23 protein-coding genes are annotated in these 22755 nt (G+C 68.5%); 5 read left to right on the top strand and 18 right to left on the bottom strand.

Annotated elements, in window-relative coordinates; all coding sequences use genetic code 11:
* Positions 1–48 precede the first annotated feature (48 nt).
* The 3 genes from ACVJ6E_RS18760 to ACVJ6E_RS18750 all read right to left on the bottom strand — a co-directional run bounded on the left by ACVJ6E_RS18760 (position 49) and on the right by ACVJ6E_RS18750 (position 2855).
* Positions 49–1110 carry a tartrate dehydrogenase gene (locus ACVJ6E_RS18760; RefSeq protein WP_120270633.1) on the bottom strand — a complete coding sequence of 354 codons (1062 nt, stop codon included), beginning with the start codon at positions 1108–1110 and terminating at the stop codon, positions 49–51.
* Positions 1111–1201: 91 nt separating this feature from the next.
* On the bottom strand, positions 1202–1936 hold the full coding sequence (locus ACVJ6E_RS18755; protein ID WP_120270634.1) for a transcriptional regulator NanR: 735 nt from the start codon (positions 1934–1936) through the stop codon (positions 1202–1204).
* Between the two features lie 91 nt (positions 1937–2027).
* Positions 2028–2855, bottom strand: coding sequence for a phosphogluconate dehydrogenase C-terminal domain-containing protein (locus tag ACVJ6E_RS18750; RefSeq protein ID WP_088941683.1), 828 nt, complete (start codon positions 2853–2855; stop codon positions 2028–2030).
* A 125-nt stretch (positions 2856–2980) separates the two neighbouring features.
* Between ACVJ6E_RS18750 and ACVJ6E_RS18745 the strand changes: the two genes are divergently transcribed.
* Both ACVJ6E_RS18745 and ACVJ6E_RS18740 read left to right on the top strand, forming a co-directional pair.
* On the top strand, positions 2981–4237 hold the full coding sequence (locus ACVJ6E_RS18745; protein WP_120270635.1) for a ribulose-bisphosphate carboxylase large subunit family protein: 1257 nt from the start codon (positions 2981–2983) through the stop codon (positions 4235–4237).
* The gene (locus tag ACVJ6E_RS18740; RefSeq protein ID WP_120270636.1) at positions 4237–5550 is read left to right on the top strand and encodes a four-carbon acid sugar kinase family protein; all 1314 of its coding nucleotides are present in this window, start codon (positions 4237–4239) and stop codon (positions 5548–5550) included. The genes ACVJ6E_RS18745 and ACVJ6E_RS18740 overlap by 1 nt, the downstream gene beginning before the upstream one ends.
* A gap of 13 nt (positions 5551–5563) precedes the next feature.
* Here ACVJ6E_RS18740 and ACVJ6E_RS18735 read toward each other — a convergent pair whose 3' ends face one another.
* The 9 genes from ACVJ6E_RS18735 to ACVJ6E_RS18695 form a co-directional block, all read right to left on the bottom strand.
* A complete protein-coding gene (locus tag ACVJ6E_RS18735) occupies positions 5564–6649 on the bottom strand; it encodes a LacI family DNA-binding transcriptional regulator (protein WP_120270637.1) in 1086 nt (361 codons plus the stop codon).
* A gap of 22 nt (positions 6650–6671) precedes the next feature.
* Entirely contained in the window at positions 6672–7694 is a 1023-nt protein-coding gene (locus ACVJ6E_RS18730; protein ID WP_120270638.1) for a M14 family metallopeptidase, read from the bottom strand.
* 25 nt (positions 7695–7719) lie between these two features.
* A complete protein-coding gene (locus tag ACVJ6E_RS18725) occupies positions 7720–8064 on the bottom strand; it encodes a RidA family protein (RefSeq protein WP_120270639.1) in 345 nt (114 codons plus the stop codon).
* A 92-nt stretch (positions 8065–8156) separates the two neighbouring features.
* Positions 8157–8936 carry a transporter substrate-binding domain-containing protein gene (locus ACVJ6E_RS18720; protein ID WP_120270640.1) on the bottom strand — a complete coding sequence of 260 codons (780 nt, stop codon included), beginning with the start codon at positions 8934–8936 and terminating at the stop codon, positions 8157–8159.
* 34 nt (positions 8937–8970) lie between these two features.
* Positions 8971–9702 carry an amino acid ABC transporter ATP-binding protein gene (locus ACVJ6E_RS18715; protein WP_120270641.1) on the bottom strand — a complete coding sequence of 244 codons (732 nt, stop codon included), beginning with the start codon at positions 9700–9702 and terminating at the stop codon, positions 8971–8973.
* The gene (locus ACVJ6E_RS18710) at positions 9689–10339 is read right to left on the bottom strand and encodes an amino acid ABC transporter permease (RefSeq protein ID WP_120270642.1); all 651 of its coding nucleotides are present in this window, start codon (positions 10337–10339) and stop codon (positions 9689–9691) included. The genes ACVJ6E_RS18715 and ACVJ6E_RS18710 overlap by 14 nt, the downstream gene beginning before the upstream one ends.
* 11 nt (positions 10340–10350) lie before the next feature.
* A complete protein-coding gene (locus ACVJ6E_RS18705) occupies positions 10351–11019 on the bottom strand; it encodes an amino acid ABC transporter permease (protein ID WP_120270643.1) in 669 nt (222 codons plus the stop codon).
* A 15-nt stretch (positions 11020–11034) separates the two neighbouring features.
* Positions 11035–12270, bottom strand: a complete 1236-nt coding sequence (locus ACVJ6E_RS18700; RefSeq protein WP_120270644.1) for an alanine racemase — start codon at positions 12268–12270, stop codon at positions 11035–11037.
* A gap of 374 nt (positions 12271–12644) precedes the next feature.
* Positions 12645–13166, bottom strand: a complete 522-nt coding sequence (locus ACVJ6E_RS18695) for a winged helix-turn-helix transcriptional regulator (RefSeq protein WP_120270645.1) — start codon at positions 13164–13166, stop codon at positions 12645–12647.
* Positions 13167–13254: 88 nt separating this feature from the next.
* On the opposite strand from ACVJ6E_RS18695, the gene ACVJ6E_RS18690 reads away from it, so the two are divergent.
* A complete protein-coding gene (locus tag ACVJ6E_RS18690; protein ID WP_120270646.1) occupies positions 13255–13911 on the top strand; it encodes a dihydrofolate reductase family protein in 657 nt (218 codons plus the stop codon).
* A gap of 25 nt (positions 13912–13936) precedes the next feature.
* Here ACVJ6E_RS18690 and ACVJ6E_RS18685 read toward each other — a convergent pair whose 3' ends face one another.
* From ACVJ6E_RS18685 to ACVJ6E_RS18670, 4 genes are read right to left on the bottom strand one after another with little or no spacing between them, the layout of a single operon-like run.
* Positions 13937–17185 (bottom strand): error-prone DNA polymerase, encoded by a 3249-nt coding sequence (locus ACVJ6E_RS18685; protein ID WP_120270647.1) that lies wholly within the window; start codon positions 17183–17185, stop codon positions 13937–13939.
* Positions 17182–18645, bottom strand: a complete 1464-nt coding sequence (locus ACVJ6E_RS18680) for a Y-family DNA polymerase (RefSeq protein WP_491676510.1) — start codon at positions 18643–18645, stop codon at positions 17182–17184. The genes ACVJ6E_RS18685 and ACVJ6E_RS18680 overlap by 4 nt, the downstream gene beginning before the upstream one ends.
* Before the next feature lie 16 nt (positions 18646–18661).
* Positions 18662–19465, bottom strand: coding sequence for an inducible mutagenesis protein A (locus ACVJ6E_RS18675; RefSeq protein WP_120270649.1), 804 nt, complete (start codon positions 19463–19465; stop codon positions 18662–18664).
* Positions 19462–20160 carry an HhH-GDP family DNA glycosylase gene (locus tag ACVJ6E_RS18670; RefSeq protein WP_158592753.1) on the bottom strand — a complete coding sequence of 233 codons (699 nt, stop codon included), beginning with the start codon at positions 20158–20160 and terminating at the stop codon, positions 19462–19464. The genes ACVJ6E_RS18675 and ACVJ6E_RS18670 overlap by 4 nt, the downstream gene beginning before the upstream one ends.
* A 201-nt stretch (positions 20161–20361) precedes the next feature.
* On the opposite strand from ACVJ6E_RS18670, the gene ACVJ6E_RS18665 reads away from it, so the two are divergent.
* Positions 20362–20796, top strand: coding sequence for a methyltransferase domain-containing protein (locus ACVJ6E_RS18665; RefSeq protein WP_120270651.1), 435 nt, complete (start codon positions 20362–20364; stop codon positions 20794–20796).
* The gene (locus ACVJ6E_RS18660) at positions 20793–20963 is read left to right on the top strand and encodes a small membrane protein YohP (RefSeq protein ID WP_199681529.1); all 171 of its coding nucleotides are present in this window, start codon (positions 20793–20795) and stop codon (positions 20961–20963) included. Before ACVJ6E_RS18665 ends, ACVJ6E_RS18660 begins: the two co-directional genes overlap by 4 nt.
* 24 nt (positions 20964–20987) lie before the next feature.
* Here the strand turns inward: ACVJ6E_RS18660 and ACVJ6E_RS18655 are convergent, their stop codons facing one another.
* Both ACVJ6E_RS18655 and ACVJ6E_RS18650 read right to left on the bottom strand, forming a co-directional pair.
* Positions 20988–21701, bottom strand: a complete 714-nt coding sequence (locus tag ACVJ6E_RS18655) for an SDR family NAD(P)-dependent oxidoreductase (protein ID WP_120270653.1) — start codon at positions 21699–21701, stop codon at positions 20988–20990.
* 5 nt (positions 21702–21706) lie between these two features.
* Positions 21707–22753, bottom strand: coding sequence for a glycerol dehydrogenase (locus ACVJ6E_RS18650; RefSeq protein ID WP_120270654.1), 1047 nt, complete (start codon positions 22751–22753; stop codon positions 21707–21709).
* Positions 22754–22755 lie beyond the last annotated feature (2 nt).

The raw sequence follows: 22755 nt of genomic DNA, 5'->3' as shown, positions 1-22755 counted from the left end.
GGAAGAAGGGCCAGCCGGCGGAGACCGCCGGCCGGGTCTGTCGACGGATCAGGCGAGCGCGTCGGCGATGGCCTTGCCGGCCTCGATGGTGCCGGCGCTGCCGCCGAGATCGCGGGTGCGCGGGCCGCCCTGCGAGAGCACCGTCTCGATCGCGGTCTCGATGGCGCGGGCAGCCTCCAGCTCGCCGAGATGCTCAAGCATCATGGCGCCGGCCCAGATCTGGCCGATCGGATTGGCGATGCCCTGGCCGGCGATGTCCGGCGCCGAACCGTGCACCGGCTCGAACATCGAGGGATTGGTGCGGGCCGGATCGATATTACCGGACGGCGCAATGCCGATGCTGCCGGCGACCGCCGGGCCGAGATCGGACAGGATATCGCCGAACAGGTTCGAGCCGACGACGACGTCGAACCAGTCCGGATGATTGACGAAATGCGCCGTCAGGATGTCGATGTGGAACTTGTTCGCCTCGACATCGGGATAGTCGGCCGCGACCGCCGCGAACCGCTCGTCCCAATAGGGCATGGCGATCTTGATGCCGTTCGACTTGGTTGCCAGCGAGACCTTGTTGCGGCGGGTGCGCGCCAGCTCGAACGCGTAACGCAGGATCCGGTCGGTAGCACGGCGGGAGAACACCGACTCCTGGATCACCAGCTCTTCCGGCGTGCCCTGGTAGAGAATGCCGCCGGCGGAGGAATACTCGCCTTCCGAGTTCTCGCGCACGATGACGAAGTCGATGTCCTTGGCATCGCGGCCGGCGAGCGGCGAGGTGATGCCCTTGAGCAGGCGGGCCGGACGCAGCGCGACATAGAGGTTGAGCTCGCGGCGCAGGCGCAGGATCAGATCCCAGGTGGAGATATGATCCGGCACGTTCGGCCAGCCGACTGCACCGAGGAAGATCGCATCGGCGCCGCGCACCTGCTCGACGCCGTCTTCCGGCATCATCCGCCCGTGGCGGGCGTAGTAGTCGCAGCTCCAGTCGTGCTCCTTCCAATCGACCGAGAAGCCGAAGCGCCGTGCGGCCGCCTCCACCACCCGCTGACCTTCCGGCACGACCTCCTTGCCGATGCCGTCGCCCGCAATCACCGCAATATCGTAATTCCTGCCCATGGAGCACCTCCCGAGACGTCTTTATTTCCGGCGGCGAACATGAGGCAAAGCGCCAGATGAGTCAATTCAGTTTACAACTCTGAAAACCGCCTCAGGCATCCTCGCGATGCTGATAAAGCAGATCGCTGCGATCAAGATGGCTTCCCATGGCCGCGGCAGCCCCCTCCTCGTCGCCGGTTGCAAGCCGGTCGACGATGACCGCGTGCTCGGCCAGGGTCTTGGTCTCGCCGCCGGACCACAGCAGCAGCTCCGAATGGTAGTTGAACAGCCAGGTCAGCATGGCATCACCGACGGCGGCGAAGATCGGATTGCCCGACAGGGAGGCGATCTTGCGATGGAAGGCGATGTCGGCGGCGATGAAGGCTTCGGCATCGCTCAGGGCTTCGCGCTGGCGGTCGACGAGGCGGCGCAGCTCGGCGATGTCGGCAGCCGTAGCATTGGCCGCGGCAAGACGCACCATGCCCATCTCGAAGAAGCGGCGCGCCTGCTTCAGGTGTTCCAGATTGTCCGGCGAGGCGGACAGCATCAGCCGCGCCACCCCGTCGATCTGCCGGATCACCGTATCCGCGGTCAGCGCGCTCACCCGGGCACGCTCGCCGTGGGAAATGCTGATGAGGCCCATCGTGTCGAGGGATTGCAGCGCCTCGCGCACCGCCGGCCGGCCGACTCCGAACCGCTCCATCAGGTCGCGTTCGGACGGCATCAGCTCGCCAGGCAGGACCTCGCGGCGGGTGATCATCTCCAGCAGCCGTTCGAGCACCTGGTCCGACAGCTTCCGCCTGACGATCTTGTCGCCCTCGTCCGTTTTCGTGCCGCGCTTGCGCATTCCAGCTCCCTCGCCCCGGATGGTTCCCTCCTATAGCAATGCTGGAGTGCGGCTGCCTATATGGCAGCCGCAAACGTGGTCCCGAACGCCATCAGGTGATGGCGCGGATGCTCTCGGTGATTTCCTGCGGATCGAAGACGCCGCGCCAGTCGTCGCGCATCAGGCGCGGCTTGCCGTTGGCGATGGCCTTGTTGCAGGCGTCCGAGAACGCACCCTGCACCTCGCCCATGACGACGGCGCCGAGGATGTTGAGATGGCCCAGCAGGAAGTCGCGGGCCGCGACCGGATCGACGCCGCGCGAGACGACCTCGTCCATCGCTTCCTTCATGACCACAAGCAGCGTGGCGCAGACCGTCTCCGACAGGCCCGGCTCGAGCAGCGCCATCTGCTCCACCGTGACCCGGTGCGAGCGCAGGATCGGGCCGTAGATGGTGCGGGCGATCTCCTCGCCGACCGCATAGTGCTCTTCCGGCCCCTGCATCAGGGCGCTGACGATGGCCTGCTTGGCGGCAACGCCGCCGAAATAGTCGCGCTTGGCGGCCATCTCGGTCTCGTCGTTGAAGATCGGCGGATGGCAGGGGTGGGAGACGAAATAGGTGACGTCCGCGCGCTCCGGGAAATGGCCGGCAAAGGGCGCGGCAGCGTCCAGCGCCATCACCAGCGTGCCCGGGTCGAGCTTCGGCACGACGGTCGAAGCAACCGCCTGGATCGCCGTGTCCGGCACGGCGAGAATGACGGCACCGGCCCCGGCAAGGGCGGCATCCATGTCGACGCATTCGACGCCGAGGGTCTCGCGCAGGCGGGCACGCCCGGCCTCGCCGATCTCCACATGCGCAACCTCGTAGCGCGAGCCCTTGAGGTTGGTGGCAAGACGCACGCCCATCTTTCCGCCGGCGCCAAGCAAAGCAATCTTCATCAGTCGGCCTCCTGTTTGGCGGGGATGAAACCCGGCAAACATCATGTTGTCAACTGGTATGATGAGATGATATCGAACCTGCCAACCAATGCCGGCACACGGCAGGAATGCGAGAGGGGACGCGGCAGATGGAACGGCTTTACGCACGCTACGAACTGGAGAGCCCGCTGCCGCTGGAGGATGCCGCGGCGGTGATCGCCGGCGAGCAGTCCTGCGGCACCTTCCTGCGCCTGCCAGGCGAGACCGACGAGCTGCGCGAGCGCTCGGGGGCGCGAATCGAGAGCGTCGTGGAAACGGGAAGCTCGCCGACCCCGGCCCTGCCCTGCCGCATCCGCTCCGACCGATACCGGCGCGGCGAGATGGTGCTGTCCTGGCCGATGAAGAATTTCGGCCCCTCGCTGACCAATGTGCTGGCGACGGTCGCCGGCAACCTGTTCGAGCTGGCGGAGGTGTCGGCGCTGCGCCTTCTCGACATCACCTTCCCGCCGAGCTTTGCCGCCGCCTATCCGGGCCCTGCCTTCGGCGTTAAAGGCACGCGGCGCCTTGCCGGCGTTGCGGACCGGCCGATGATCGGCACGATCATCAAGCCGAGCGTCGGGCTTGGACCCGACGAAACGGCGGCGATGGTCGAACAGCTGGTTGCCGGCGGCATCGACTTCATCAAGGACGACGAGCTGCAGGCCGACGGCCCGCACTGCCCGTTCGAAGCGCGCGCCGATGCGGTGATGCGGGTGGTCGAGGACCATGCGCAGCGCAACGGCCGCAAGGCGATGGTCGCCTTCAACATCACCGGCGAGATCGACGAGATGAAGCGGCGGGCCGACCACGTGGCAGCGCGCGGCGGCACCTGCATTATGGTCAGCCTGCACTCGATCGGGCTTGCCGGCCTCGGCGCCATTCGCCGCCATGCCAGCCTGCCGCTGCATTGCCACCGCAACGGCTGGGGCCTGTTCTCCCGCTCGCCCGATATCGGCATCGCCTATGAGGCCTGGCAGAAGTTCTGGCGCATCGCCGGCGCCGACCATCTGCATGTCAACGGACTTGCCAACAAGTTCTCCGAGAGCGATGCCTCGGTGATCGCCTCGGCGAAAGCGGTCGGTACGCCGCTGTTCGGCGCCGGCCTGCCGGGTTTCGAGGCGCTGCCGGTCTTCTCCTCCGGGCAGACGGCGGCACAGGTCGCCGGCACCCATGCGGCGGTCGGCTCGCCCGACTTCCTCTATTGCGCCGGCGGCGGCATCATGGGTCATCCGGGCGGCATTGCCGGCGGCGTGGCCAGCCTGCGTCAGGCGGCGGATGCAGCGATGGCCGGCATCGATATCGATACCCACGCCCGGACGCATCCCGAGCTCGCCGCCGCCCTTTCCCTGTTCAAGGATAAGCGCTGATGGCCGGCGACCTGCTGCTCTCCTATTACGGCGATGACTTCACCGGTTCGACCGACGTGATGGAGGCGCTGTCCTCCAACGGCATCGAGACCGTGCTGTTCACCCGCAAGCCGGACGATGCCCTGCTGGCGCGCTTTCCCGGCTGCCGGGCGGTGGGGCTTGCCGGCACCAGCCGTAGCCGCTCGCCCGCGTGGATGGACGCCGAGATGCCGCAGGTCTTCGCCTGGCTGAAGTCGCTCGGCGCACGCTTTTGCCACTACAAGGTCTGCTCGACCTTCGACAGCGCTCCCCATCGCGGCTCCATCGGTCGGGCGATGGAAATCGGCCTTGCTGCCTTCGACCAGCACCGGCTGGCGCTCGTGGTCGGCGCGCCGCAGCTGCGCCGCTATACCTTCGCCGGCCATCTCTTCGCCGCCTGGCGCGATACGTTGCACCGGATCGACCGGCACCCGGTGATGGCGAACCACCCGGCAACGCCGATGGGCGAAGCCGACTTGCTGCTGCATCTCGCCGCCCAGACTTCCCTGCCGTCCGCCCTTGTCGGCCCGACCGACCCGGCACTGGGACAGGTGCCGTCGGACGAGGTCCGCATCGTACTGTTCGACGTCTTCGACAAGGCCTCGCAGGCGGCGGCCGGCGCCTGGCTGGAAGACGCTGGCCGGCAGAACGGGCCTCTGGTCTTCGGCTCATCAGGCATCGAGTATGCGTTGCTCGAGGCATGGCGGCAGAGCGAAGCGGGCGTGCAGCCCGTGCGCTTCGAACCCTTGGTGCGGCAGGAGCGGATGGCGGTCGTCTCGGGGAGCTGCTCGCCGACGACGGAGCGCCAGATCCGCACAGCGCTCGGCGCCGGCTTTACCGGGATCGAGATCGACTATGCGGCGCTGGCCTCCGGCCAGGGGCGCGAGGCGGCGTTCGAGACAGTGCTGGCCCGCGCCGAGGGGGTGCTGTCCGCCGGCGGCAGTCCGCTCGTCTACACCGCGCTCGGCCAGTCCAGCGTGGTGGCCTCCGGCCCGGAACAGGGCGGCGACGATGCGGTGGGCGAGGCGCTCGGCCGGCTGCTGGCAGCGCTGCTCGCGCGTCACGGCCTTGCCCGCGTGGCGGTGGCCGGCGGCGATACGTCGAGCCATGCGCTCGGGGCACTCGACATTCACGCCCTCACCCTGCGCCATCCGATTTCCGACAGCCCCGGCTCGCCGGTCTGCAACGCCCATGGCGCCGACGGGGAACCGGGCGTCGAACTGATCCTCAAGGGCGGTCAGATCGGCAAGGACGACTATTTCGTGCACCTGCGCGACGGAACGCTGACCGTTTAGGTTTCACTTCCGGTCAGGTCGTCTCGCCGGGAATGAGCTCCAGATCGAGGCACAGGCTGGAGGCGAGCGTGCCATCGCTGCGCGGGTCCAGCCGGTCGACGATCATCTCGCCCGCCCGGGTGCCCATCGCATTGCTGTCGAAGGAGATGGTCGAAAGGCGCGGCGACAACTCGCCGGCGAGATCGTTGTCGCCGAAGGTCAGCAGGGCGAGATCGTCGGGAATGCGCCGTCCCTGCTGCCGCGCTTCCAGCAAGGCACCGAGGCCGAGAAGGTCGTTGGCGCAGAAGATCGCATCGAAGCTGCGCCCGCCCTCCATAAGCGTCCGGTAGGCCCGGCGCCCGTCGATGACGCTGTCCACCTGCTCCACCCGGATCGTCTCGACGATCTCCGCGCCCAGCTCCGCCGCGCGCTCGGCAAAGCCGGCGAGGCGCAGCGCGCCGCGGCCGCCGCTGCGGCCCATGAAGGCAAGGCGCCGGTAGCCGCGCCCGACCAGATGGCTCGCCGCCAGCCGGCCGGCATCGGTGTTGGAAAAGCCGACCAGCATGTCGAGCGGATCGGGCGGGTAGGCCCAGCTTTCGACGATCGGGATATCGAGCTCGCGCAACAGGTCGCGGTTTTCCTCAAGCTCGATGACGCCGGTGAAGAAAACCGCGGCAGGTCGCAGCGAGCGCAGCGACTGGATGGCGCTGAGTTCCCGCGAATAGGAATAGGAGGTCTGCCCGACCATCAGCTGGTAGCCGTGCTGCTCCACCACCCGGGCGCAGGCCAGCACCGCCTGGCTGTATTGCTGGCTGAGCAGGTTCGACACGAAGGCCGCAACGATGCTGGAGCGGCCCGAGCGCAGCGCCGAGGCATGCGGGTTGGACCAGTAGCCCGTGGCCTCGACCACCTGCAGGATGCGGTCGCGGGTCTTCGGCGAGACCATGTCGGGCGTGCGCAGGGCGCGGGAAACGGTGATCGGCGACACGCCGGCCTGCCGGGCGACATCCTCGATGCGCGGCGGGCGCGCCGGGCGGGCAGCAGCGCCTTCCGGCCTGTCAGGCGAAAGGCGCAGCACGGCATCATGGGTATGTGCCGTCAGGTCGGTCGCTTTCGCCATGCTGCCCCGCTCTCCCGCGCCTTCAGGTCATTTCGTCCTCCCGCAGGGGACGCGCCGCCTGCACGAGACAATCGCCGGCCTGGCTGTCGCAATGCAACCGGCGCGACAGAACGATACCCGACCGGGCGAAGCGCAGCTCCTCCTCCGGCAGGTCCAGCCGTTCGAAATCATGATACCAGCCGGCCAGATCGCCGGCCTCGACCCTGTCGCCCAGCGCCACCGCAGGCTCGAACCAGCCCCGCCGAACCGCATAGATCGCCTGTGCGTGGCTTTCAAGGGCCAGCACGGTCATTTCCTTGCGCACCAAGGGCTTACGGGACAGCAAGGGCGCGTCGATGACGCCCAGTTCGATCAGGACGTTGTCGATGGCACAGGCCGTCGCCTGCATGGAGTCGACCGTGACCGTGCCGCCGCCGCCGAACTCGCCGCTGAGGCCGATGGCCCCGGCGCGCGCGGCCGCCGCCATGGAGGTGGGTGCTGCCGCGCCGTTCTCCGCGACGAAGCCGTAAGGGAGCCCGGTCGCCCGCATCAGCCGCATGGCCTCCGCGAAGCGTTCCGGCGGACCCTGCCGCTCGATCAGCGCGCAGTGCAGGTGCTCCATCGAGGTGCCGCCCGAATGCAGGTCGAAGACCACGTCATGGACGGGGAACAGCTCGTGCTCGAGAAAATGCGCAATGCGGGCCGTCGGCGTGCCCAGCGGGTCGCCGGGGAAGGCACGGTTGAGGTTGCCCTCGTCGAGCGGCGAGCGCCGCCGCGCCGCCATGACGGCGGGCGCATTGGCGAAGGGGATGATCGTCACCTCGCCGCGCATGCGCTCGGGCGTCAGCTCGCGCGCAAGGCGCGCAAGCAGGATTTCGCCCTCGTATTCGTCGCCGTGGTTGCCGGCCATCAGCAGGATGCGCGGTCCCTCGCCGTTGCGCAGACGCACGACGGGGATCTTCGCCTGGAAGTAGGGCGAGCGGTCGATCGAGAAGGGCACGGACAGGCGGGCAAGCCGCCGGCCCTGCGCCGTCAGGTCGAGATCGTGGAAAACACCAGTATGCATGGTCGCCCGGCCTGGGAGAGGAGGATCAGAGGGCGGCGATCGCGGTCATCTCGACGCGAAGGTCCGGATCGGCAAGACGCGCCTCGTAGCAGGCACGCGCCGGCGGATTGGCCGGATCGATCCAGGCGTCGTAGACGGCGTTCATCGCGTCGAAGTCGATGATGTGCGGCAGCAGGACGGTCACCGCGACGAGGCGCGAACGGTCGCTGCCGGCTTCAGCCAGAAGCGCGTCGATCTTGGCCAGGACCTCGCGGGTCTGCTCCTCGAGGCTGCCCTTGCGGTTGTCGGCCACCTGGCCGGCGATATGGACATGACCGCCCGAGACGACGACCTGGGACATCCGCGGGCCAACCTGGAAACGCTTGATCATCGACTTTACTCCGTGACTGTCGAAAACGCTGGAACGCCCGGACGGACGAGACCACGCCACAGGGGACGCGATCCCGCCCGTCCGGGAGGAACTCACATGTTGGGAAGCGGCGTCGCTTCCTTGAACCACTTGACCTGCAGAGCCTCGAGCTTGCCGTTCATGCGGTTGAAGAACAGGTCCGTGTTCAGCCACTGCAGCAGGTTGTGCTCGCCGTGGCGGACGGCGGCGTGGGCCGGCGACTGACGGATCAGGAACTTCAGCTCCACATCGGCCGAGCCGGACGCATTGAGCGCAATGGCGCTGTTCTCGGCGAAGTACTCGGTCTGGCCGGCGAAGAAGGCGGCAAGCGCGCTGGCCGCATCCTCGAAGCGCACGAGGTTGGCATCCGGCACGTTGTCGGTCAGCCAGACATCGAGCGTGGTGCCGCGGGCAACCGCGATCGACTTGCCGGAAAGCTCTGCCGGGGTCGAATAGGTCGGGGTACCAGCCTTGCCGTAGACACCGAGCTGCACGGCGACATAGGGCGAGGTGAACATGACCTGCTGCGCGCGCTCAGGGGTAGCGCCGGCGGCGGCGACGAGCACGTCGATCTGGTCGGACAGGAGGCTCGGCAGGCGGGCAGCGCCGGTCACTTCGACGATCTCCAGATCAACGCCGAGATCGGCGGCAACGAGGTTCGCCAGCTCAACGTCGAAGCCGGTGAGCTTGCCCTCGCCGTCGCGGAAGCCCCAGGGGGCGGAGTCTGCAAGCACGCCGATGCGCACCTTGCCGCTGTTGAGAATGTCCTGCAGCTTGTCGGCGAAAGCCGTGCCGGAGGTGAGCGAGACGGCGGCGATGGCTGCCGCGGCAAGAGCCGTCCTGAAGAAATTCATCGGGGTTCCCCTTTCCTTTGGAAGAAGCCGGCCGTCAGCGGACCGAGCTTATGAAATTCGCCAGTTCCGGCGTTGCGGGGTTGGCGAACAGATCTGCGGGCCGGCCTTCTTCGTGGACCATGCCCGCATGCATGAAGACGAGCTTCGAGGCGACGTTGCGCGCGAAGTTCATCTCGTGGGTGACGAGGATCATCGTCATGCCCTGGGTGGCGAGGTCTTCCATCACCTTCAGCACTTCGCCGACCAGTTCCGGATCGAGCGCCGAGGTGACCTCGTCGAACAGCATCAGGTAAGGCGACATGGCCAGGCACCGGGCGATGGCCACGCGCTGCTGCTGTCCGCCGGAAAGCTGGCCGGGATAGGCGTCGATCTTCTCTTCCAGCCCGACCTGGGCGAGGACCTTGCGCGCCAGCTCGCGCGCCGCATCGCCCTTGGTGATCTTTCCGGTCAGCACCGGCGCCAGGGTGATGTTGCGCTCCACCGTCATGTGCGGAAACAGGTTGAACTGCTGGAAGACGATGCCGACGTGCTCGCGCAGCTTGCGAAGGTCGGTAGAGCGTGAGTGAACCAGCTCGCCGGCCACCTTGATCTCGCCGCCGTTGATCTGCTCCAGACCGTTGATGCAGCGCAGAAGCGTCGACTTGCCGGAGCCGCTGCGGCCGATGATGGTGACGATCTCGCCCTTCTCGACGGTCAGGTCGATGCCGCGCAGGACCTCCACCTCGCCGAAGGACTTGTGGACGTTGTTGATCTCAACGAGCGCCATTGAGCTTGTCCTCCAGGAAACGGGACCAGAGCGTGAGCGGGAAGCACAGGGCGAAATAGATCGCCGCCACGCAGGCATAGGAAAGAAGCGGCTGGAACGTCGCCGCGCTGGCGAGCTGTCCGGCACGGGCCAGCTCGACGAAGCCGACCACCGAGGCGAGCGACGTGTTCTTGATGAGCTGGACCAGGAACCCGACCGTCGCCGGCAGCGCGATGCGGAAGGCCTGCGGCGCAACCACGTAGCGGAATGTCTGCCAGCGGGTCAGGCCGAGACAGGCTGCCGCCTCCGCCTGCGCCACATGCACCGCCTGGATGCCGCCGCGCCAGATCTCGCCGAGGAAGGCGGCGGTGAAGATGGTGAAGGCCGCGCCGACCGAGACCAGCGCCGGGACCTGGATGCCGAGGAACACCGGCATGCCGAAATAGAAGAACATCAGCAGGCCAAGCACCGGAACGCCCTGCACGAGCTGCAGGATGCCGGTGGCGACGAGCCGCGCGATCCAGCTGCGCCCGGTGCACATGCGGGCGAGCAGCAAGGCCAGCGGCGCGCCGAAAGCGAGTGCCAGGACCACCAGCGTCGCCGTCCACTGCACGGCGGCCAGCATGGTGAGGAAGTCGGAGATCGTGAAACCGCGCATCGTCCCGCCTCCTATCGACCGGTCGGCCAGCGGAAGGCGATCCGGCCGATGCCCGCGAAGGCCAGCCGGAATGCCAGGACCAGGGTGAAATAGATCGCGCAGACGACCGCATAGACCTCGAAGCTGCGGAACGTGCGGCTCTCGACGAAGGCGGCGGCGTGGAACAGTTCCGACGCGGAAACCTGCGAGGCGAGCGATGTGCCGAGCAAAAGCAGCACGATCTGGCTGGTGATCGAGGGATAGATGTTGCGCAGGGCCGGCGGCAGGATCACATGGCGGAAGACCTGCCAGCGGGTCAGCCCGAGGCACTGGCCGGCCTCGATCTGGCTGCGCGGGATGGAAGCGAGACCGCCGCGGATGATCTCCGTCGCATAGGCGCCCATGTAGATGGAAAGCGCCGTGGCCGCTGCATAGATCGGCGGCAGGCGCAGGCCTGCATAGGGCAGCACGAAGAAGATCAGGAACAGCTGGATCAGCGCCGGGGTGTTGCGGATCACCTCCACATAGCTGCGCACGAGCAGGCGGAGGGCGGCGAAGCGGCTGCCGGCGGCGGAGGCGCAGACAAGGCCGATCGCCAGACCCGCCACCGTCGCCACGAGGGTGAGCAGCAGGGTCAGCGACACGCCGTGCAGGAACTCGTCCTGATAGCGCCAGAGCTGGTTGAAGTTGAGCTGAACCATGAGCCTTCCGGCGACTTAGCTGAAGTGGGTGGGATAGGCGGCGGCAATGCGCCCGTCCGCGCCGCGCCCGAGGATCACGCGCCAGCGGTCGAGACAGGTGCAGGGATGCGAGATGCCGAAGGCGACGATGTCGCCGACGCCAAGCCCGCTGCCCTCCGGCAGCCTCAGGAAGGCGTGCTGATCATTGAGCTTCACCACCGACCCGAGGGTATCGCGGCCTGCTGTTTGCACTCCATCGCGCCAGGCCGCAAGCGGCACCGGCAGATCCTGGTCGTAGGACACGTCGCGCATGCCCATGCCGCAGATCGCAAGCCCCGGCTCGGGCCGCGACAGCACCTCGGCCCACACGGTCAGCGCCGGACGGAAGGCGTCGAGCGCGGCAACGCCCGTCACCGCCGCAAATCCGACCCGCGCATCCATCGCGGCGAGCGAGCGCTCGTAGACACCGTGGTCGTGAAAGAAGATCGCGCCGCTGCGCAGCACCAGTTCCGTGTTGCCGTCGCGGGTCGCCAGCGGCTTGAGATCGCCGACGACGAGATCGAAGAAGGAGGACCCGCCGGCACTAACGATCAGCGCGCGCTCCGGCGCGGCGGCACGAAGCAGCGCATGCACCTCGCAGACCAGCGCATCGAGCGCCGAGATCGCCTTGACTGTCTCCTGCGGATCGGCCGTTGCGGCAGCCCCCTCATAGGCGGCGACGCCCGCAAGCTCGACATGGGACAGGCGGGATGCGGCATCGATCACGGCGCAGGCGGCGTCGAGACTGCGCGCGCCGGCGCGGCCCGCCCCCACCTCCACCAGCACCGGCACGGTGCGGCCGGCGGTGCGACCCACATGATCGATCACCTCGAGGCTCTCGGGCGCATCGGCGAAGAAGACGAGCGTCGCATCGGGAAAACGCTGCATGAGTGCCGCGAACCGCTCGGCCGACCGGCGGCCGCCGATCTGGTTGGCGACGAGCAGGCGGCGGGCGCCGTTCTCGAGGAACACCCGGGCCTGCTGCAGGTTGGCGACGGAAAGACCCCAGGCGCCGCGGTCGAGCAAGCGCCGGGACAGTTCGGGAGACATCGGTGTCTTGGCGTGCGGGGCGATGGAGACGCCGGCCTTGGCGACATAATCGAACATCGCCTCGACATTCGCGTCGAAGGCGGCCTCGTCCATGGTCAGGACCGGCAGGGCGAGCTCGCCGCGCTCCGGCGACAGGCCGACGCCCTGTTCAGCGCTTGCCGTTTGGATCCCGTCTTCCCGCATCGTTCCGTCCCTCGCGCGGCCTCGGCCGCCTCTCCCAAACCCGGTTGCCGCATGCAGCCGCAGCTGCGGGCCACTGCGCCGCCTTGCAGTCCGGCGGCAATTCCAGTGCTTGCGGCACCCTTTGCATCGGCCTCTTTGACAGCACCTATGACAACGTTGTCATTGGCACTAGCACTCGAATGATAACGTTGTCAAGAACACCTAGGGCAGGAGATCCGGCTAAATGTTCACTGCCGCATGTCCCGGCCGGGCAGAGCCGAGGCGAAGCTTGTCGGACAGAGGTGCGCGCCGGGTGGGCGGCAACCCGCCAGCCTATTGTTTTCGCGAGACTTGCGGCAGGAGCCGGGCTGCGGCGAGACGGCCGGAAGGCAGCCCTATCCGGTGGGAGCGCTGCGCGCCCGCACAGCCTCGTAAGCCCGGGTGAGTTCGCGCAGAACCGGCGACACGATGGCTCCGCTCGCACCGGCCACGGGATCTTCCACATGCAGTCGGCGCAGGTCGTCCATGAAGGCGTTCCACATCGGTTCGCCGCCTTCCTCCAGCAGCTGCGCGCGGATCGACAACTCCTCGCTGACCGGCAGATGCCGCCGCCCCCAGGCACCGAGCGTCGCCAGCACCGGCACCAGCTGGATCGCCGGCTCGGCCAGGCTGTAGATCGCCTTCTGGCTGTGGCTGGGGTCCTCGCACCGCGTGACCAGACCCAGCGCGACCAGGCGTTTCAGCCGGGCGGCCAGGATGTTGGAGGCAATCCCCTCTTCCGAGCGGGTCAGCAACTCGCGGAAATGCCGGCGATTGCCGAACATCATGTCGCGGATGACGACCAGGCTCCAGCGGTCCCCCAGCACTTCCATCGCCAGATTGATCGGGCACCCCGACCGTCGCTCGATACCCTGCATGCGTTCCCTCGCCGAAACCGGTTGCAATCTAGGATCGGTCATGCCACAAAACAACCAGTTTCAATTTGCAATCAGTTTAGAGGGCGCCATGCCGAAAGTTCGCGTCAACTGCTTCACCCTGTCGCTCGACGGCTATGGCGCGGGACCCGACCAGGGACCGGAGGCCCCAGTCGGCGTCGGCGCCGAAGGCCTGCACCAGTGGATGTTCGATACGCCGAGCTTCCGCCGCCGGGTGCTCGGCGAAGGCGGCGGCCGGACGGGCATCAACGAGGATTTCGTCGCCCGCAGCTTCGAGAATGCCGGCGCGTGGATCCTGGGCCGAAACATGTTCGGACCCGTGCGCGGCCCCTGGCCGGACGACAGCTGGAAGGGGTGGTGGGGCACTACTCCGCCCTTTCACTGCGACGTTTTCGTCCTGACCCGCCACCCGCGCGCCAGCTTCGAGATGGAGGGCGGCACGGTGTTTCATTTCGTCACCGACGGCATCCATGCCGCGCTCGATCGCGCAAGGGCCGCGGCCGGTAGCCGCGACGTGCGCGTTGGCGGCGGCATTTCGACCTTGCGCCAATATCTGGAGGCCGGCGTCATCGACGAGATGCATCTCGCGGTCGCCCCCGTCGTCATCGGCAAGGGTGAAAACCTGCTGCAGGGGCTGGATCTTCCGGCCTGCGGGCTCGGCAGCGTGACTGTCACTGCGGGCGAGCACGGCATCGCGCATTACACGCTCCGGCGCACCGCCGGCTGAGCCGGGGCACCAGCCCCTGCCGCCGTCAGTGGAAGTTCCGCCCCTTCGGCAACACCCTCGTGTCGCGCGGGTGCCGCCACAGGCTCGCTCCCGATAGCTTCGGGCCCTCCTGCGGCGGCGCCTCCTTCGACAGCGAGGCCATCAGATCCGGCGTGATGTCGGTGAGCTGCCGCGCCACCACATGGATGACGCCGTCCTCCTTCTGGATCGCGCCATCCACCATGACGGCACGCGCGCCCATGACGATCCGGCGGCTGCGCTCGAAGATCCGGCTCCAGACCACGATATTGGCGATACCCGTCTCGTCCTCCAGCGTCAGGAAGGTGACGCTCTTGGCCGTTTGCGGCCGCTGACGCACCAGCACGAGGCCGGCGACCCGCACGAACCGGCCGTTGCCCTGCGCCTCCAGATCGGCCGCGCGCAAGCTGCGGCGAGCCTCGAGCTGCCCGCGCAGGAAGGCGAAGGGATGCGCCTTCAGCGACAGGTGCAAGGTCGCGTAGTCCTCCACAACATGCTCGCCCGGCCGCATGGGCGGCAGTTCCACCTGCTCTTCCCTCGCGACAAGAACGGCCAGCCCCTGCCGGCCGCCGAAAAGCGGCAGGTCGTCCTGGCGGGCAGCACGGCCGAGGCGGCCGGCCAGTCCCTTGATCTCCCACAGGGCCTGCCGCCGGTCGAGGCCGAACGAGCGGAAGGCGTCCGCATTGGCCAGCGCCACCAGCGCCCGGCTGTCGAGGCCGACGCGGCCATGCAGGTCGGCCAGATCCGCAAAGCCCATGCCGCGGGCGGCAACCAGCGCCTGCCCCGCCCCCTCGCTCAAGCCGTCGACCTGGCGCAGGCCGAGCCGCAGGGCGAAGGCATTGCCGCCCTCAGCCCCCGTCTTGCGAGCGGCAGGATCCTCACCCTCCAGCGTGTGGTCCCAGTCGCTGTGATTGATATCGACCGGCAGCACACGGCCGCCATGGGCGCGCAGGTCCCGCACGATGGAGGCCGAAGAATAGAAGCCCATCGGCTGCGAGTTCAGCAACGCACAGGCGAAGACTTCCGGGTAGTGGCACTTGAGCCAGGAGGAGGCATAGGCAAGCAGGGCAAAGCTTGCCGAGTGGCTTTCGGGAAACCCGTAATCGCTGAAGCCCTTGATCTGCTCGAAGCAGCGGTCGGCGAAGTCCGGCTGGTACCTGTTCGCGATCATTCCGGCGATGAACTTTTCGCGGAACTGCTCGATCGTGCCGATATTGCGGAAGGAGGCCATCGCCCGGCGCAACCGGTCCGCCTCGTCCGGCGAAAACCCGGCCCCGACGATGGCGATCTTCATCGCCTGCTCCTGGAACAGCGGCACGCCCAGCGTCTTCTTCAGCACGGCCTCAAGTTCAGGTGAGGGATAGTCCACCAGCTCCGGGTGCTTGCGCCGCTGCAGGTAGGGATTGACCATGTTACCCTGGATCGGGCCGGGCCGGACGATGGCGATCTGCACGACGAGATCGTAGAAGTTTGCGGGCCTGAGGCGCGGCAGCATCGACATCTGCGCCCGGCTCTCGATCTGGAAGACGCCGACCGTGTCGGCCTTCTGGATCATCGCATAGGTCGCCGGATCGTCGCGCGGCACGCTGGCCAGTCCCATGTCGCGCCCGTAATGGCCACGCAGCAGGTCGAAGCACTTGCGCAGGCAGGTCAGCATGCCGAGCGCCAGCACATCGACCTTGAGGATGCCGAGCGCATCGAGATCGTCCTTGTCCCATTCCACCACCGTGCGGTCCTCCATCGCCGCATTGGCGATCGGGACCACCTCGTCGAGGCGCTCGCGGGTGATGACGAACCCGCCGACATGCTGCGACAGGTGGCGGGGGAAGTCGATCAGCTGGCGGACCAGCCGGATCGTCTGCATCAAGCGGGGATCGCGCGCATCGAGCCCGGCCTGGCGGATTTCGCTTTCTGCCGGCGCGCTCCCCGACCAGCCCCAGATCAGGCCGGACATGGCGCCGACCACGTCGGTCGACAGGCCCATCGCCTTGCCGACGTCATTGACGGCGCTGCGGGCGCGATAGCGGATCACCGTCGCGGCAAGGCCGGCACGCTCGCGGCCATAGCGGGCATAGATGTACTGGATCACCTCCTCGCGCCGCTCGTGCTCGAAATCGACGTCGATGTCCGGCGGCTCGCCGCGCGCCGACGACACGAAGCGCTCGAACAAGAGGTCGATCTCGGTCGGATTGACCGAAGTGATGCCGAGGCAATAGCAGACGACGGAATTGGCCGAGGACCCGCGTCCCTGGCAGAGGATCGGCGGATCCTGGCTGCGAGCGAAGCGGACGATGTCGTAGACGGTGAGGAAATAGGACGCGAAGTCGAGCTCGCCGATCAGCCGCAACTCGCGCGCGATGTTCGCATGCACATCCGCCGGAATGCCTTGTGGGAACCGGTTGTCGGCGCCCAGCCAGGCCAGCCGCTCCAGCTCCTCCTGCGGCGTCGCGCTCTCGCCCGCCGGCTCGTCCGGATAGTGCGGCTTCAGTTCGTCGAGGCTGAATCGGCAGCGCTCGGCGATCTCCAGGCTGCGCTCCAGAGCCTGTTCATGGCCCGACAGGAGCCGCGCCATTTCCTGCGGCGGCTTCAGGTGCCGCTCCGCATTCGGCTCCAGCAGGAAGCCGGCCGTATCGATGGTCACATGCTCGCGGATGCAGGTGAGCACATCCTGCAAGGGACGCCGCTCGGGCACATGATAGAGCACGTCGTTGGTGGCGATCAGCGGCGTGCGACAGGTCTTGGCCAGCTCCGCCAGCCGGTCGAAACGAGCCCGGTCGTCACCGCGATGGGCCGGCGACAGCGCCAGCGAAACGGCATCGGGGAACCGGCGTCCCAGCTCCGCAAGACGTTCGGCGAAGTCCGCATCGGGCCAGCGCGGCGGCAGGGCGATGAGCTGCTGACCCTCGCCGAGTTCACCCAGGTCGGCGAAATCGAGATGGCATTCCCCTTTCGGCGCCCGCCGGTTGCCGAGGGTGAGCAGGCGGCTCAGCCGGCCATAGGCCTGCCGGTCCTGCGGATGGACGACCAGTTCCAACCCGTCGCGCAGCACCAGCCGCGCCCCGACGATCAGGCGCACGCCATGCTCGCGCGCGGCCACATGCGCCCGCACGACGCCGGCCAGCGTGTTGCGGTCGGCGATGCCGATGGCGGCAAGGCCGAGGCGGGCCGCCGTCTCCACCAGCTCCGCCGCATGGGAGGCCCCGCGCAGGAAGCTGAAATTGCTGGTCGCCACCAGTTCCGCGAAGGCTGCCGTCATGCGAACAGCCCATGTACGAACCAGCGCACCGTATCGCCGGGCCGATCATAGAGGCCTTCGCGGTACAGCCAGAAACGCCGCCCTTCCGTATCCTCGACGCGGTAATAGTCGCGCGTCAGCCGGTTGGCCTCGCCGCCGGCCCACCATTCCGGCGCGATCCGCTCCGGCCCTTCCGCGCGCACGATGCGGTGCGCGGTGCGCCGCCACTCGAAGCGCGCCGGCGGCTTGTCCGGCATCTCCACCAACACCTCCACCGGCTCGGGCCGGGCGAACAGCAGCGGCGGTCGGGCAAGCGCGGTGCCGCCATGCAGGGCCCGGCCATGGGCGGTCCAGTCATGGCGGGCCACCTGCGCAAGCGCCGAAACCGGATGGCAGGAGCGCTCCGGCACGTGGCTTTCGCGCGGTACGAAGCGGGAGACGCGCTCGGGTCCGAAGCGGTTGACCAGCCGGTCGAGCAGCCGGTCGAGATCGTCCGCCGGCGGCTGGGCGTGCCCGCGCCCCGACAGCGCCGCCTGCACCGCCTCGGCGCGCTCCACCTCGAAGGCGGAAAGCACCGCCGCCTCGAAACCGAAGCCGGCATGATCGCGCAGCCGGTCGAGCCGCTCGCCCAGCAGGCGTAGCAAATGCGCGGCATCGTTGCTCGGCCGGGTGATGCGCAGCTCCAGCGCCTCGCGCCAGCCGTCGACGCGATAGAGCGCCAGCTCCACCCGCCGCGCCGCCTTGCCGAGGCCCTGCAGCATCTCGGCAAGCTCCCCGGTCAGCCGCGCGGCCACCTCGTCGATGGCCTCCAGCGTCGACACCGGCTCGGCGAAATTGCGGGCGATCCGGTAGATCGGCGCGGCCTCCACAGGGTCGAACCGCTCGCCCTCGCGCCCCAGTGCCTGATCCAGCCGCAGGACCAGCTGCGGGCCGAAGCGGCCGGCGAGCGGCGCACGCGGCTTGCCGACCAGAAGGCCGATCCGGTCGAGGCCGAGCCGCTCCAGCGCGCGCACCGTTTCCGCCTCGATGCGCAGCGCCGCAACGGGCAGCGGCGCCAGCACCTCGCCCACCTCGCCCGGCGCCACCTGTACCATCTGCGTGTCGCCATAACGGGCGAGCGCCCAGGCCGCCCCGAGCGTCGGCGCAAGGGCCAGCCGCGCGGTCAGACCGAAGCCGTGCAGCCGGTCGGCGAGATCCGCCATCAGCGCCTCTTCGCCGCCGAACAGATGGGCGCAGCCGGCAATGTCGATGGACACCCCGTCGGGCGCATCGATGCGGGTCAGCGGGCTGTAGCGCTGGCACCACAGGGCGAGCCGGCGCAGTCCTTGCGCATCGCCGTCCGGGTCCGCCGGCGCGACACCGAGCGCGGGATGGATCGCGCGCGCATCGGCCAGCGGCATGCCCGGTCTCAAGCCGAGCGCGGCGGCGGGCGCATTGACCGCACTGACCCTTGCCCCGTTCTGCTCCAGCACGGAGAGCACGAGAGGTCCGGCCTCGTCAGGCGGCAGTCGGCCGCCGCGAGAGTCCGCCGGTCCGGCGGAGCGGCGCTCTGTCGGCCAGCGGGGCAGCCAGACGGAAAGACAGCGTTTCATGGTTCCACTCGAGATCCCAGGTATCCAGGAGGCCCTTGCGCGATTTCACCAGCCGGGCCTGCCAGCGCGGCGGGCCGAGGCCGGGCACCGCCTGCCCGACATGGGGCACCGGCCGGCTGGCCAGCGCCGCCAGCGACCAGCGGGTGGAGGCGGCCGTTGCCATGTCGAAGACCGGCGCCGCCCCCAGCAGCAGCACCGTCGCACCGTGGCGGGCGGCGCGCATCGCCAGCCTTCGGCTCGCCGTGAAGTCGTAGAGCCGGTCGCCTTCGGGCAGCAGGCCGACGACGACGGCAAGCGAGGGGTGATCCAGCGCCTCCTCCAGGCTCCACAGGAGATCGGCGGTCTTCTTCACCTCGACCTGGACCACCCGGTCCGGATCGATGCCGAAGGCGCCGAGCCCGACCGGATAGAGCCGGCCTTCGCGCCAGCCCCGCGTCGACGGCAGCCCCCACAGCAAGGGCCCCGGACGCTGTGCCAGCAGCCGCGAGGCCAGCCCCAGCGCAAACCCGGTCGCCGCCCCGATATCGGCCGGCGTCGCCGGCTGCAGCTCGTGCAGAGCCCCGCTCGCCAGTCCGCCGGGCAGCACCGCGCCGTGCGTCTCCGTCTCTACCTCCGCGGCCAGCCCGACCGTCGGCCAGGCCAGCTCCTCGTCCAGCCCGCCTGCCTTGATCCGAGCGCGCAGCGCCGCCAGCGTCTCGCCGTCCCTCATGCCCGCCCCTCCGGCACCGACCGGCAGAGGCGGCACAACGGGCAGTCCGGGCAAAGCGGCTGCCTGTAGACGCAATGGCTGCGACCCAGCCCCTGCATCAGGAAATGGTGGCTTTCCGTGTCGTCGGCCGTCCATGCGGCAGGCAATTGCCGGTTGAGCAGCCGCGTGGCACGGGCAATGTCGGCCCGTGCCGGCACCAGTCCCAGCCGGCAGGCGACCCGGTTATGGGCCGTATCGACCATCAGCACCCGCCGGCGCAGCGTGCTCAGGCCAAGCACTGCCATGCTGGTCTTGGGACCGACGCCGGTCAGGCTCTCCAGCCAGACCCGCCCCTCTTCCACCGGCCATCGGGCAAGAAACTCCAGATCCAGCCGCCCGCGCCGGGCCGCGATCTCGCGCAGGGCCGCCGGGATCTGCCGCGCCTTGCGCTCGGCGAAGGTCACCCCGGCGATCATGCCCTGCAGCTCGCTCGCAACCGTTTCCGCCAGCCGCTCCCATGCGCCTATCCTGCGGGCCAGCGCTGCAAAGACCTCCATGGCGACCGCATCCCGTGTCCGGCCGCTGAGCATCGCGAAAACGAGCTGGCTCACCGGGTCGAGCCGGTAGCATTCCGGCACCGGACCGAACCGGGCAAGCAACAGTCCGTGGACCCGCGCAAGGCGGGTATCGGCAACGAGCGGCAACGTGTATTGCATGCCTGAATGAAAGAACAAAATAAGAACAAACGCAACATGAGTCTGCAGGCCGCCAGGTGGTTTTCGGCCATCGCATTGATTCAAAAACATGAATCAATTCAGGCTGCAGGACGCCGCGTTCTCCTCGACCGCAACCGGAAATTTCACCACACTGCAGCTGCCGGCGCGCGGGAAGCGCCGGCCCCTGAAGGGAGGCGCATCATGCCCGCAGGACTCTCGCCCCGGCTGGCAGCCATCGCCGAGGCCCTGCCGCTGCGGCCCGGACTGCGGGTGCTGGAGATCGGCTGCGGCCCGGGCGCGCTGGCACGCGCGATATGCGGACGGATCGGCGACGGCACGGTTCTGGCGCTGGATCGCAGCGCAACGGCAATCGCCCAGGCACGGGCTGCCTGCGCCGGGGAGATCCGGGCCGGACGCCTGCAGCTTCGGCAGGCGGCCGTGGAGGACTTTGCCCTGCCCTCCGAAGATCCGCTCTTCGATCTCGCCGTCGCGATTCGGGTCGGCGCACTCGATGGCCGGCACCCGCAGCTGGCCGAGCGGGCGCTGCGGAACATCGCAGCCGCCCTCGTGCCCGGCGGCACGCTTTACATCGACGGAGGCGACCCGCTGCGCCGTCTGGAACTGCCGCCCGGATGAAGCCGCAACCGGCTGACATCGGCCACCCTCGAACCGATCGGCCTCTTGCGCGTTATCTCTGCGAAACAAGGAGAGACGACATGCTCAAGTTCATCGGCGGCACCATCGGCTTCATCTTCCTGGTCGGCCTTGTGGTCGTGATCGGCATCCTGAAACTGATCTTCTGATCCGGCTGTGTCCGGACGCAGGGCTCAGGCGGCGAGATAGCCGCCATCGACCGGAATGATGGCGCCGTGCACATAAGACGCCTCCGGCGACAACAGGAACGCGATCACCGCCGCGATCTCGGCCGGATCCGCCCAGCGCTGGAGCGGTATGCGCGCGGCGATGCGCGGGCCGCGCACCGGATCGGCCTTCGCCCGTGCCGACAGCCTGGTGTCGACCCAACCGGGCGCGACCGCGTTGACGCGAACTCCGCGTCCGCCCCAGGCAACCGCCAGCGAACGGGTCATCGACGACACCGCCCCCTTGCTCGCCGAATAGGCGGGAGCGGCCGAATTGCCGAACCAGCTCCACATGGAGGCGATGTTGACCACCGCGCCGCCGGCCCGCTCCAGCGCCGGCAGGGCAGCATTGGCGACGGCGAAACTGCCGCCGACATTGATCTCCATCACCTTGCGAAACCCGTCATCCGTCCATTCGTCGTCGAAGCGGATGACGCCCGCGCAGTTGACGAGGCCGTGCAGCTCGCCGACCTGCGAGAACAGCGCGGCCCGCGCCCCCGCATCGGAGATGTCGCAGTCGGCAAAAGCGATGTCGGAGGGAAGATCCGCGTCGCGCTCCAGCCCGGCCGCCGTCACCTGCCAGCCGCGCTGCGCCAGATATTCGGCCGTTGCCCGCCCGATTCCGGTTCCCCCGCCCGTCACGATGGCCTTGCGCATGATCCCGTCCCGAAGCTGTGCCATTCGCCTCACATCCTGTCGAGGCTGCGCATGGCCTCGACCAGATCGTCCGGCCCCAGCCGGCGCATGTAATTGCCCGCGTAAGGCGCCGTCAGCGACACCTCCGCCATCCGCCGGAAGTCGGCCTCTTCGTTCAATCCGAAGGCGGCAAAGGACACAGGCAGGTTGATCCGGCGGAAGAAGCCGGCGAGTTCGGCGATCTCCTCCGCGCTGCCCTGGCCCGCGGCCAGCTGGGTCAGCGTGCCCAGCGCCACCATTTCCCCGTGCAGCAGGCGGGCGAGCTGCGGCATCACCGAAAACCCGCGCACCATGGAATGGGCGATGGACAGGCCGCCGCTTTCGAAGGCCAGACCGCTGAGAAGGATCGACGCCTCCACCACCCGCTCGAAGGCGGCGTCCGGCGCGCGCGCCGCCATCGCTGCCTCGCCATCAGCGAGCAGGATCTCCCGCGCCCGGCCGACGATGGCCTTGGTCAGTTCGGTCGGCATGCCGCCGAAGAAGTTGAGGCCGCCCCCGGAAAGGGCGCCGGCGAGCTCGTAGGGCTTGGACATGGCATCGCCGATGCCGGCGGCCAGAAAGCGGCGCGGCGCAGAGGCGATCACCGCCGTGTCGACGAGAACCAGCGAGGGATTGGCCCGCATGTGGCGCACGCCCTCGACCGCATGGTCGGCGGTATAGACGACGGCGATATGGCTGGTCGGGCTGTCGTTGGAGGCAATCGTCGGGACGATGCCGACCGGCAAGTTCCGCAGGATCGCCGCGCCCTTGGCCGTGTCGATGGCCTTGCCGCCGCCGATGCCGAGGATGAGCCGCGCCTCGCCGGTCTCGGCCGCGCGCGCCTCGATCTCGGCGCCCGTGCATTCGCCGCCGAAGGCGAGCAGCCTGGCATCCGGCAGGGCACGGGCGATCCGCTCGCCCAGCAGCTCGCGGGCGACCGGGTCGATGACGACCGCCACCGGTCCTCCGCCGAGCCGCTCGACCTCCTCGGCCAGCGTATCGATCGCGCCGGGTCCCTGGACGTAGCGCTGGGGCGCGCCGAGAATGCGCAGGGCCATCT

This window comes from Stappia sp. G46H5W (assembly GCF_058448995.1).
Note: the sequence above shows the minus strand (reverse complement) of the source record. Positions and strands in the feature narration are given on the sequence as shown.

Coding starts and splice junctions, on each gene's coding strand:
- ACVJ6E_RS18675 (WP_120270649.1), bottom strand. CDS start 19,465: ATGAGGGACGGCGAGACGCTGGCGGCGCTGCGCGCTCGGATCAAGGCA.
- ACVJ6E_RS18735 (WP_120270637.1), bottom strand. CDS start 6,649: ATGGCGAAAGCGACCGACCTGACGGCACATACCCATGATGCCGTGCTG.
- ACVJ6E_RS18650 (WP_120270654.1), bottom strand. CDS start 22,753: ATGGCCCTGCGCATTCTCGGCGCGCCCCAGCGCTACGTCCAGGGACCC.
- ACVJ6E_RS18720 (WP_120270640.1), bottom strand. CDS start 8,936: ATGAATTTCTTCAGGACGGCTCTTGCCGCGGCAGCCATCGCCGCCGTC.
- ACVJ6E_RS18660 (WP_199681529.1), top strand. CDS start 20,793: ATGAAGCCGCAACCGGCTGACATCGGCCACCCTCGAACCGATCGGCCT.
- ACVJ6E_RS18725 (WP_120270639.1), bottom strand. CDS start 8,064: ATGATCAAGCGTTTCCAGGTTGGCCCGCGGATGTCCCAGGTCGTCGTC.
- ACVJ6E_RS18740 (WP_120270636.1), top strand. CDS start 4,237: ATGGCCGGCGACCTGCTGCTCTCCTATTACGGCGATGACTTCACCGGT.
- ACVJ6E_RS18695 (WP_120270645.1), bottom strand. CDS start 13,166: ATGCAGGGTATCGAGCGACGGTCGGGGTGCCCGATCAATCTGGCGATG.
- ACVJ6E_RS18665 (WP_120270651.1), top strand. CDS start 20,362: ATGCCCGCAGGACTCTCGCCCCGGCTGGCAGCCATCGCCGAGGCCCTG.
- ACVJ6E_RS18715 (WP_120270641.1), bottom strand. CDS start 9,702: ATGGCGCTCGTTGAGATCAACAACGTCCACAAGTCCTTCGGCGAGGTG.
- ACVJ6E_RS18670 (WP_158592753.1), bottom strand. CDS start 20,160: ATGCAATACACGTTGCCGCTCGTTGCCGATACCCGCCTTGCGCGGGTC.
- ACVJ6E_RS18755 (WP_120270634.1), bottom strand. CDS start 1,936: ATGCGCAAGCGCGGCACGAAAACGGACGAGGGCGACAAGATCGTCAGG.
- ACVJ6E_RS18710 (WP_120270642.1), bottom strand. CDS start 10,339: ATGCGCGGTTTCACGATCTCCGACTTCCTCACCATGCTGGCCGCCGTG.
- ACVJ6E_RS18760 (WP_120270633.1), bottom strand. CDS start 1,110: ATGGGCAGGAATTACGATATTGCGGTGATTGCGGGCGACGGCATCGGC.
- ACVJ6E_RS18655 (WP_120270653.1), bottom strand. CDS start 21,701: ATGGCACAGCTTCGGGACGGGATCATGCGCAAGGCCATCGTGACGGGC.
- ACVJ6E_RS18745 (WP_120270635.1), top strand. CDS start 2,981: ATGGAACGGCTTTACGCACGCTACGAACTGGAGAGCCCGCTGCCGCTG.
- ACVJ6E_RS18685 (WP_120270647.1), bottom strand. CDS start 17,185: ATGACGGCAGCCTTCGCGGAACTGGTGGCGACCAGCAATTTCAGCTTC.
- ACVJ6E_RS18690 (WP_120270646.1), top strand. CDS start 13,255: ATGCCGAAAGTTCGCGTCAACTGCTTCACCCTGTCGCTCGACGGCTAT.
- ACVJ6E_RS18730 (WP_120270638.1), bottom strand. CDS start 7,694: ATGCATACTGGTGTTTTCCACGATCTCGACCTGACGGCGCAGGGCCGG.
- ACVJ6E_RS18700 (WP_120270644.1), bottom strand. CDS start 12,270: ATGCGGGAAGACGGGATCCAAACGGCAAGCGCTGAACAGGGCGTCGGC.
- ACVJ6E_RS18705 (WP_120270643.1), bottom strand. CDS start 11,019: ATGGTTCAGCTCAACTTCAACCAGCTCTGGCGCTATCAGGACGAGTTC.